Genomic DNA, 10,013 nt, shown 5'->3' on the forward strand with positions numbered 1-10,013 from the left:
TTCTACTCTCAAGTTTTAAAAAATAAGTCCGATGCCAAAAGGCATCGGACTTATTTTTTAAACTTGATGGCTATGGCGAAGATCGCTGCTTTTCTTTATAATTTTGATCGAACAGAGTTTAATTTCTTCTCCATTGTGCTTACTTTATCACGACGATCATCGATACGAATTGTTGTTGCAACGCGCTGTGCACCTTTCGTATATGGAACTTCATGCATTTGTTGAATTACTTCTAGAATGACAGGAAGATCTCCTTCAATAATTGTATTCATTGGTGTTAATTGATACTTCACGCGATCTGCATTTTTCTCTAGCACCTTTTGTACTTCTGCTACATATTCACTAACACTTGGATTACCTGTTCCTACTGGAATAATCGATACGTCAACAATTGCCATAGTAGTCTTCCTCCTATAATTGCTTCTTATATATCCATTATCTATTTTACCGAAATACGCATCATTTTACTAATTTGTTATTCCTCTATTTTAAATTGCTCAACCAATCTTTCCAAGTCTCTCATATGCTCCGTCAAGCTTTCCATCGTATGAGCTACCTTTTCTAGATGATTCACTTGTGATTCAGTTGCAGCATTTACTTCTTCCGAAACAGCTGCGCTTTCTTGACTCGTACCAGCAATTGTATGCATGACCGCTGTAATTTCTCCTTGTTCGTGACCGATGTTATGTACCTCTTCTACGATTTGCTCTACTGAAGTACTAATTGTATTTACAACTGACATAATTGTACGGAATTCCGCCTCTGCTTCTGTCGTAACATTATTTTGTATATCCGCAATGTCTTTTAATTTACTTACAACTTCTACAACTCTTCTTACCTCTACTTGTACATCACCAATCATCGTCGCAATTTCTACTGTTGCTTCTTTTGATTGTTCCGCTAATTTTCGAACCTCTTCCGCAACAACAGCAAAGCCTTTACCTTGTTCACCCGCACGTGCCGCCTCGATTGAAGCATTTAAAGCAAGTAAATTCGTTTGATCCGAAATACCTTTTATAAGCTCTACAACATTTTGAATCGATCCAACCCTTTGCTCTAACTTTCCAGATGCTTCCTCTGTATGAACGACAATTGAAGAGGATTGTTCTCTCGTACGAACTAAATTTCGCATCGTATTTAATCCTTGCTTAGATGCCTCTTCTGCTTTACCAGCTACTCCTTTTATTTCACCAACAGAGTTATTCATTTGTTCCACTGACTGCGCCATATTCTCGAGCTGCTCTGAAACTTCATCTACACTATTAGCGAGCGTAGAAGCTCCTCCGCTCACGTCATCCATTGCACCTGACACTTCTTTACTAGCTGCTACAGTTTCATTCGTTAAATAATGTAGATTATTCGTTGATTGTTGCACGGTTGATACACTATTTTTAATTTTGCTTACCATTTCATTCATTTGTTCAACCATATGATTAAAATGGTTCGTCAGTTCTCCAACTTCATCCTTACTTGTCACTTTCATTTGCAACGTTAAATCACCTTCTGCTACTTTTTGAACGTGATTCGTTAATAATTGCAGTGGTCTTGCTAATCTTCGTGAGAACAAGTATGAAGCTACGATTCCAACGAATAAGCTAATACATGCCATTATAATGACTGTATTTCTCGTACTATGTAATAGCCCATCAATTGTTTCTTTCGGATAAAAAATTCCTATCTTCCATTTCATCAAATCAAATGACTGACTATATGCAACTACCTCTTCACCTTTTAATGTAGTGACAGCATATTTTGTTACATCTTTATTTAAACTCTGCACAAGTGGCTCTTTCGAAACATCTTTCCCTATCTTTTCCGGGTAAACAAGAGCCATATTTTTATCATTTATAATAAACATTTCTCCGCCGTTATTGTATTGAATATTATGAAGTAATTTCTGAATTGTTCCGAGCGATACATCCATCGCCACAACACCTAATACAGATCCATCTTGAGCTGTAATTGCTTTAGAAACTCCCACGCTTAACTTACCTGTTGCAATTTCATACATAGGTTGTCCCCAGTGAACCGTTTTCACATCAGCTTCTGAGTCTTTATACCAAGGTCTTGTCGTTGGATCATATCCCTCTGGCACTTTTCCACCTTCAGCAAGATTGGCACTTAATGTTTTTTTATCTTTCGTACCAATATATAAGTCTAAAATGCCTGGATGGTTCTTTTTATACTCCGAAAACTCTTTCGTCAAAAATGCTTCCTCTTCTGGAGTAACTCCGTCTTGAAGCATATTACGAATCATCTCACTGTTCGCATAATACCCCATATCTTCATCCGTTCTTTGAACAAATGTCGTAAGTTGCTCTGTCACAAGATCCATCGTATTTTGAGAATACTGGTCTAAGGAGCGCACTTCCTTCTCTTTCTGTAATTCATACATAGCTGTACCTAATATTACGAACATCATAGAAATAAGTACCGAAAATACTACCGCAATTTTTAAACGTAAACTTCTTAACATCTTCCCCCAAGCATCCCGATACGATAAACTTAACTAAATCTATACAATTCAATCAAATTTACACGAGTTAGTGCTTCATCGTGTTCTCGCAACCCCGAAGGGACGAGGGGTATAACACTCCACACGAGGCAGTATCGTTACCTCCTATTATCAAGCATTTATTTTACCCATCTTGATAAATTTATCGCAGCATTTACATCCCTATCGTGATAGCTATTGCATGAAGCACAACGCCATTCACGAATCTTTAAACTCCACTGTCCTTCTGGTTGAACCGAATGGTCGTATTTTACGCCGCAACATGAGCAAATCTTGCTTGAGGCGAACCATTTATCAGCTTTTTCATACGCAATGCCGTACTTCTCGCACTTGTATGATAAACATTGAAAGAAGAAGTTTAATTTTTGAAAGGAAAGTGCCTTCGATAGTTTTTTGTTTTTTAACAGGTTCGAAATAGATAAGTCTTCCACAACAATCCTCATTGGTTTGGTTTTCACCAATTTAGCTGTTGCTTGATGGATATGGTTATTTCGGATATTCATAATTTTCCTAGATAACCGCAGGTGCTCAGCTTTCGCTTTTTCATATCCGGCAGATTGAATTTTTACACCTTTTTTAAATCTCCTAGACATATCTCTTTGCGCTGACTTTTTCCTTCTCAAAAGTTTTTTAACCTTAGCATCTTTGTTTATATTTCGTTCTTTCATACCATTAGAAGCTACAAAAAGTTCTTTTAAACCAACATCCACACCAATCGACTCATTCGTTAGTTCTTGTGATTCAAAGTCTTCTTGGAACCCTACACTAATCCACCAGTGACGACCATCAAAGGTAACTCTTGGATTGGATGGTTTTTTATTCCTTGGTAGTTGTTGGCTTGTTTTCACTTCTCCAATAGACTGAATATGAACGACTTTCTTTCCTATAACCAGTCTTTCATAATTGGCATAAAATCCTTGGATTAAATCTTTCTTGGATTTATAAGAAGTGTGATAACCATTTTTGTACTTTTTGAACGAATGTTTTCTCGCCGTATCAAAATCTTTTGAAGCCTGTTTGGGAACTTGTGCATTGATTTCTTTTAACCACTCATACCTCTTTCGCTTCTTAATCTTTGTAAATCGTTTCTGTAAAGCTAACTGTGAAACAGATTTTCCAAATAGCTTATAGTATCTATCACTCATTCTTTTACAATAGTTATAAGCAAATCTTGCAGCACCAGCATGGTTTCTAAGCACTTTTTCTTGTTCAGGCGTTGGAATCAGTCTAACTTTCTTCGCCAATATCATCAGAATGTAACTCCTTTAATGAAAGATTTGTTCTTCTGAATCGTAGCGTGTTCCACCAGCATTCTCCTGAGACCACTCGGATGCAAACCTGTTAATTCTGATACTTGACTAACTCGTGAAAATTTCATTATTATTCTCACCTCATCGAACCAAACATAGCACGTATGTTCGATAAAATCAATGAAGTTTGATAGATTCAATCAAATTTATCTTGTTCAACTAAGGGCGCAATTCCTTAGCCAGTTCTCTTATGAACTTCTCATGTTTTCACATGAGCGCAGACTATATGTTTATCTACTTAGAGATAGAGGATTTTTCCACCACCATAGGCTTGTGGTGTACTCTCGTCAGTTATACGAGATAGTCGTTGAACGTTCATCTTATCACTTTTGACTTAGATGATTCGATGCGGAAGACCCATTGTTCTAGTGTTTAGGGTTTAACCTTGCACCATCTGATTGATTTTTTCTGCTTTCGCGACATTCACGCTCGCCATTTCTAGCCACGTTGTAGTTCAATCAGCTTTAGGGATTGCCCGCAGTTAACCCTCACTACTAGCCAATCACTTGACTAGCAGGGCTTACTGATATATTTAATTAACTTTCGTTATAATTTGTTAAATAAATCGTAACAGTTAATTACCCTTCTTGTTGTATTGTAATCATATTAATCACTATATTAAGTATAATGGATAAAATTAAAAAATTGAAATTAATTCTCACCTTAATACAATTAGAAAACTGACTACCACTTGTGCAAAAACAAATAGTTCATTATCCTTAAACTATAATCTCATTCGTTCGGAGGGAACTATGTTACAAAAATTCGGTTTCTCACAATATGAAAGCCAAGCTTACGAAGTTGTCGTATCAAGCAACGAACCATTAGATGCTACAACGATTGTGAAGCATTCTGGCGTGCCAAAAGCAAAAATATATGAAGTGCTTGCACGTCTAATCGATAAAGGAATGGTAATGGATTCTGTTTCGGAGAAGAAAAAGATGTATACAGCATTACCACTCAAGCTAGCAATTGAAAAATTAACGACAGAATTTCAATCCAATATTAAAGAATTGGAGACAACTATATCGAAAAAATCATTTACAGATGACCGTGTATGGAGCTTAAAAATGCAATCTTCTATTCGCGTTCAAAGTAAAGAGCTCATCGAAAGTGCAAAAGAATCAATTCGCATTTCAGCTTGGAATGATACTCTTTTAGAATATCTTCCGTTATTAGAAGAAAAAGCAAAACAAGGCGTCAAAACCGAATCACTTATAGTTGGAAAAGTCGAAACAGACTTAGAAAATATGCATTTTCTAATCCCAGCGGAAGAGCCTAACGCGCTAGAGCGATACTTACTGCTCATCGTTGACGACCGCGAAATTTTATTTGCTGGTGTAGAGCAAGAGTCATGGCAAGCAATGAAAACAATGTCACAACCTTTCGTAAAGTTCTTTACAGAATTTTTCTATCATGACGTTGCACTTGCAAAGATTACCCAGAAACACCATGATCTCTTTATGGAAGATGAGGAAATTAAGAGTTTGTTGATGAAGTTGAGATATTAATTGCATACAAAAAAGGAGTCTAGCTGTTCACCTAGACTCCTTTTCATTTTGTTCCTTTATCTCCATCAACAGCTCAATAATCTTCTCATTTTGCTCCACTTGTTTCTCTGAATTTTGATAGATGAAACGAACCCATCTAAAAATAAACGCGACCACAAATATTGGTATAAGGCTAAGTATCACTCCGACTAAATCATATGCCATTTTCTATCACCTCGCTACATACAAATTCTCTACCTTTCTACTAAAACCTGCAATTTTTTACAAATAAAAAAGAACCTATCAAACGATAGATTCTTCCTTCGCAAACTGAGTAGAACGTCCTCTCGTAATCGAGAAAATCGCACAAAGCAGCGCTAATATAATAAAGCCGCCTCCTACCCAAGCATTATATATAACAGACGATTTCTCAATAACAACTCCGCCTACTGTTGAACCGAGCGCAATTCCTAAGTGAAGGGCAGAGTTATTTAAACTTTGCTGAATACCAGCTGATTCCGGTGCAATTTCAATTAAATAATTTTGTTGTGCTGGCGAAATAGCCCAGCTCAGCATACTCCAAAGTCCCATCATAATAATGAACAGCGGGAATGAGAATGTCATCATCGGCAATAGGAAGATCGCACACGCAAATACGATAATAATTGAAATAATACTTTTCTTCGATCCCCATTTATCAGCAAGCCAACCTCCGAAGCCGCCCCCAATTACTGCTGCGATTCCGAAGATGAAGTAAAATACACTAATCCAATTCGCTTCCACATGCATAACATCTTTTAAAAATGGTGTTAAATATGCATATAGTGTTAAATGACCCGTTAAAAATAAGAATGACGTTAACTGTGCACTGACGATTTTTTTATCTTTTAACGTAGCAATCTGCTCTCTTATTGATAATACCGATGTCGGTGGTACTTTCGTTAAGAATAATGAAATACAAGCGATTGCTATAACTGTTAAGATCGAAATGAGTACAAATGGTGCACGCCATCCGTATGCATTTCCGAGTACAAGGCCAAGCGGTACTCCAAGTACAAGTGACCCACTAATCCCCATGAAAATGATTCCAATTGCACGCGCACGAAAATGCGGTTCTACAACGCTAGAAGCAAGTGTTACTGACAGTGCAATAATAAGCGAACCACTCGCCGCACAAATCACCCTTGAGAACATTAACATCCCGTAATTCACACTACATGCTGAAATAATATTTCCGATTAAGAAAATTGATAATGCCCCAACATACAATGTTTTTCTTTCAAATTTCCCTGTTAAAGCTAGTAAAACAGGACCTGATAAAGCAAATACTACTGAAAATATTGTGATAAGCTGACCAGCTGCACTAATAGATACACCTAAATCGTTGGCAACTAAATCGAGCGTTCCTCCTATAATTAGCTCAACCGTTCCGACTACGAAAGCCGCGATAGCTAAAATATACACACGAAAATTCAAGTCTTTCCCCACGCTTTCTATTTTGGTTACTACGATTATAGTAACCAAAATGGAAGTTGAACACAAGTACAATTTTTTTACAGTAAAAAAGGTAGGCGCATTATACGCCTACCCTTCAGTCATGACACTTCATTTTTATTCTTCTTATTTAAATACCAATATACCGGCAGCCCCGTAAACACAATTCCAATTGATAAGAAACAACTTACCGGATCATTGATAATGGCACTACCAATTACAAAGAGCGAGCCGAAAATCGCAACGATTGGTACGATTGGGAATAACGGTACACTGTATGCACGCTCTTTATTTTTATTACGTTTTCTTAAAATGAAGACACCGATAAACGTCATTACGTAGAAAATATAAATAATGAATACGGAAATCTCAGATAGCTTATTCGGATCGCTAATAATCATTAAAATAATTCCTAAAATGATTTCAACAGTAATCGCATTTGCTGGTGTTTTAAATCTTGGACTTTCCTTCGCAATAAACTTAGCAAATGGAAGTTGTCCACGTTCTGCCATCGACATCGGGATACGTGGGAACGTTAAAATCTTTCCATTTAAACAACCGAAAATAGAAACGATAATACCGATACTAATAATTTTCCCACCATATTCTCCAAGTAGCATTCCTGCAGCTGTCGCTGTTGCATTTTCTCCAAGTTCTACAATTTGCGTTGCTGGTAATACATTCAATAACGCCAAATTAATTAATACGTAAGCAGCTGTTACAATTAAAATCCCAACTGTCATTGCTTTCGGTAATAGCTTTGTTGGATTCTTCATTTCTCCACCAATCGAAGCAAGTAAAATCCAACCGTCATAAGCAAATAACGTTGCTAAAATTGCCATCCCGATACTTTGATTTTCTGATATCGGCACAACTACGTTAAAGATGTCGCTATTCCCTTTCCAAAAACCTAACACAACAATTAATACGATTGGAATCATCTTTCCGATTGTCGTAATCGTTTGAACGATACCTCCGTATTTTGTTCCCATACTATTTACAACGCCAAGGAACACAACTGTTCCGATCGCAATTGGTAAATTCCATACTTTATCTAAATAGAAAAAATTAATCATTAAAGAACTAAAGTATAACCCTAACGTTCCAATAATAGCTGGCCCATACACAATCGTTTGCATCCAGCCTGATAAATATCCCCAAAAGCTTCCATAAATCTCCTCTAAATACGTATACAACCCACCATTTTTCGGGATTTGCGCTCCAATTTCAGCTACTGTTAAACCACTTGCTAACGTCAACAGACCACCAATTATCCAAGCAAGAATCGCCATATTAGAACTCCCCGAGTAATCTAATACGCTGCCTGGTTTCATAAACACACCAGACCCAATAATCGTTCCTACTACAATAGAAAGTGCTACCGTTAAACCAATTTTGTTCTTCTCATCATGATGCATGCTTCTTATCCTCCTTCCAATTCTAGTGTGATGCAAAAATGAAATAAAAAAACACTCCTCCCTAAAAAAGGGACGAGTGTTATATTCGTGGTTCCACCCTTGTTTCAATTCGCAAAGTAACACACTTCACCAATTTCTCAAGTCTAAAATAACGGTTTTTGCCGGCAAGCAATTACTAAATGTTCGTTCACTGCTGCAGTTCAGAGGTGGTAATCTATTTTTTCGTATTAGGAAGCTCACAGCCAAAGGCTTCCCTCTCTGAGAATCGTAAAAAATTGATCGTGTCCTCATCATCACTTCTTGATGTCGAATTTTGTAGTTATTGTTCATTATATTGAATTGTTAGAAAAAATCAATATATTTTTTATATAACATACGAAATTTTTCTCTTCTTATATTATAACAGAATTTACGACACTTCTCTAATTCCCTAAAAACGGTATAATTCATATAGGAGGTGCACCAATAATGATTGCTGTTTTTTGTATCATCGCTACATTTCTTTCTGTTCTATTCGCTATCATGCATCGGTACAAGTATCCTGGTTATAGCATTTTAGCGGTAGCTATTATACCAGCTGTTTCCTTCTATGTATTAGGCAAATATCAATATACAGAAGTATTTATCGGTTTTGCAATCTTCTACTGCGTCTTTGGATACATACTAACTATGAAAAAAATTTTATTAAATCATTAAAAGGGACCGATTTCTGCTGACAGAAATCGGTCCTCGCACGTACCTTCCGGTTGCCCACACGAAAGATACGAATTCATTCAATTATTTCTCATCTTTTTTCATAAAAAACTTATGGTGCGGTAAATCAACATTCAATGCCTCTAATTGTTTCTTTTCATTGTCTAAAATCTCTTTTGCCTTTGTTTTTGTTGCCTCATCTAATCCCACAAACATTTCTTCATGCTTCTCTTTCTCTGGGAGTTTCACACCTAACTTCGTTAATTCTTCTTTTGCTTGCTCATGCGTTAATTTGCCGGACTTAACTTGTTCAAAAATTGACTTCACTTTTTCTTTCGCCTGTTCATCTAAGTTAGCAAGCATATCTTTACGCTTACCCTTCTCCGGCATTTTCACGCCTAATTTCGTTAATTCTTCTTGCGCTTGTTCACGTGTTAATTTTCCGGATTTCTCTTGCTCTAAAATTGATTTCGCTTTTTCTTTCGTTTGATCATCTAATCCCGCAAACATTTCTTTGTGTTTACCCTTTTCCGGCAACTTCACTCCTAGTTTTGTCAATTCTTCTTTTGCTTGTTCTCTTGTTAATTTTCCAGACTTTTCTTGCTCTAAAATTGATTTCGCTTTTTCTTTCGTTTGATCATCTAATCCCGCAAACATTTCTTTACGTTTTTCTTTCTCTGGAAGCTTTACACCTAACTCCTCCAACTGTTTCTTTGTATCATTCATAATCGTTTTTACTTTTTGTTTTGTAGCGTCATCTAAATCTTTTTTCGCCGTTTTTGCAGACTGATCCACTGCTGGAGTATTCGTTGCCGCGAATGCCGGGATGCCGACTCCCCCAATGATTCCGAATGATAAAGCACCTGCAATCGCTAAATACCCAACTGTTTTCTTCTTCATAGGAAATTTCCTCCTTCATATTTCTAATGCATGTACACTTTCGTATACAACGCCTATAGTAATGTTGGTTTCTTAACATTTCCTTAACGACTTAACAAAAAAAACACCGCTCATCCTGAAGTGAACCCGAATAGTGGCACATGAAAAAAACACCTCCTGAATTCGCATACTAAGTATGCAAATTCAATGGAGG

10 protein-coding genes and 1 other annotated feature are annotated in these 10,013 nt (G+C 36.8%); of the genes, 2 read left to right on the top strand and 8 right to left on the bottom strand.

Going from position 1 to position 10,013, the window contains the following annotated elements; genetic code table 11:
* Positions 1–95: 95 nt before the first annotated feature.
* From PDQ33_RS26820 to PDQ33_RS26835, 4 genes are all read right to left on the bottom strand, one after another.
* A complete protein-coding gene (locus PDQ33_RS26820) occupies positions 96–398 on the bottom strand; it encodes an MTH1187 family thiamine-binding protein (RefSeq protein WP_001018860.1) in 303 nt (100 codons plus the stop codon).
* 77 nt (positions 399–475) lie between these two features.
* On the bottom strand, positions 476–2,476 hold the full coding sequence (locus PDQ33_RS26825; protein WP_000946338.1) for a methyl-accepting chemotaxis protein: 2,001 nt from the start codon (positions 2,474–2,476) through the stop codon (positions 476–478).
* Between the two features lie 158 nt (positions 2,477–2,634).
* Positions 2,635–3,765 (bottom strand): RNA-guided endonuclease InsQ/TnpB family protein, encoded by a 1,131-nt coding sequence (locus PDQ33_RS26830; protein ID WP_071742144.1) that lies wholly within the window; start codon positions 3,763–3,765, stop codon positions 2,635–2,637.
* Positions 3,765–3,893 carry a hypothetical protein gene (locus tag PDQ33_RS26835; protein WP_000672782.1) on the bottom strand — a complete coding sequence of 43 codons (129 nt, stop codon included), beginning with the start codon at positions 3,891–3,893 and terminating at the stop codon, positions 3,765–3,767. The genes PDQ33_RS26830 and PDQ33_RS26835 overlap by 1 nt, the downstream gene beginning before the upstream one ends.
* Positions 3,894–4,577: 684 nt before the next feature.
* On the opposite strand from PDQ33_RS26835, the gene PDQ33_RS26840 reads away from it, so the two are divergent.
* Positions 4,578–5,336 (top strand): TrmB family transcriptional regulator, encoded by a 759-nt coding sequence (locus PDQ33_RS26840; RefSeq protein WP_000939491.1) that lies wholly within the window; start codon positions 4,578–4,580, stop codon positions 5,334–5,336.
* A gap of 27 nt (positions 5,337–5,363) precedes the next feature.
* Here the strand turns inward: PDQ33_RS26840 and PDQ33_RS26845 are convergent, their stop codons facing one another.
* The 3 genes from PDQ33_RS26845 to PDQ33_RS26855 all read right to left on the bottom strand — a co-directional run bounded on the left by PDQ33_RS26845 (position 5,364) and on the right by PDQ33_RS26855 (position 8,227).
* Positions 5,364–5,540 carry a hypothetical protein gene (locus tag PDQ33_RS26845; protein ID WP_052737355.1) on the bottom strand — a complete coding sequence of 59 codons (177 nt, stop codon included), beginning with the start codon at positions 5,538–5,540 and terminating at the stop codon, positions 5,364–5,366.
* A 78-nt stretch (positions 5,541–5,618) separates the two neighbouring features.
* The gene (locus PDQ33_RS26850) at positions 5,619–6,803 is read right to left on the bottom strand and encodes an MFS transporter (protein WP_136800465.1); all 1,185 of its coding nucleotides are present in this window, start codon (positions 6,801–6,803) and stop codon (positions 5,619–5,621) included.
* A 107-nt stretch (positions 6,804–6,910) separates the two neighbouring features.
* Entirely contained in the window at positions 6,911–8,227 is a 1,317-nt protein-coding gene (locus PDQ33_RS26855; protein ID WP_061131772.1) for an APC family permease, read from the bottom strand.
* A 65-nt stretch (positions 8,228–8,292) separates the two neighbouring features.
* Positions 8,293–8,530: a binding site (T-box leader), on the bottom strand.
* Between the two features lie 165 nt (positions 8,531–8,695).
* Between PDQ33_RS26855 and PDQ33_RS26860 the strand changes: the two genes are divergently transcribed.
* The gene (locus PDQ33_RS26860) at positions 8,696–8,923 is read left to right on the top strand and encodes a hypothetical protein (RefSeq protein WP_000562242.1); all 228 of its coding nucleotides are present in this window, start codon (positions 8,696–8,698) and stop codon (positions 8,921–8,923) included.
* Positions 8,924–9,004: 81 nt separating this feature from the next.
* Here the strand turns inward: PDQ33_RS26860 and PDQ33_RS26865 are convergent, their stop codons facing one another.
* On the bottom strand, positions 9,005–9,820 hold the full coding sequence (locus tag PDQ33_RS26865) for a hypothetical protein (protein WP_061131773.1): 816 nt from the start codon (positions 9,818–9,820) through the stop codon (positions 9,005–9,007).
* Positions 9,821–10,013 lie beyond the last annotated feature (193 nt).

Source organism: Bacillus cereus group sp. Bc031 (assembly GCF_027716265.1).
Classification (GTDB): domain Bacteria; phylum Bacillota; class Bacilli; order Bacillales; family Bacillaceae_G; genus Bacillus_A; species Bacillus_A paranthracis.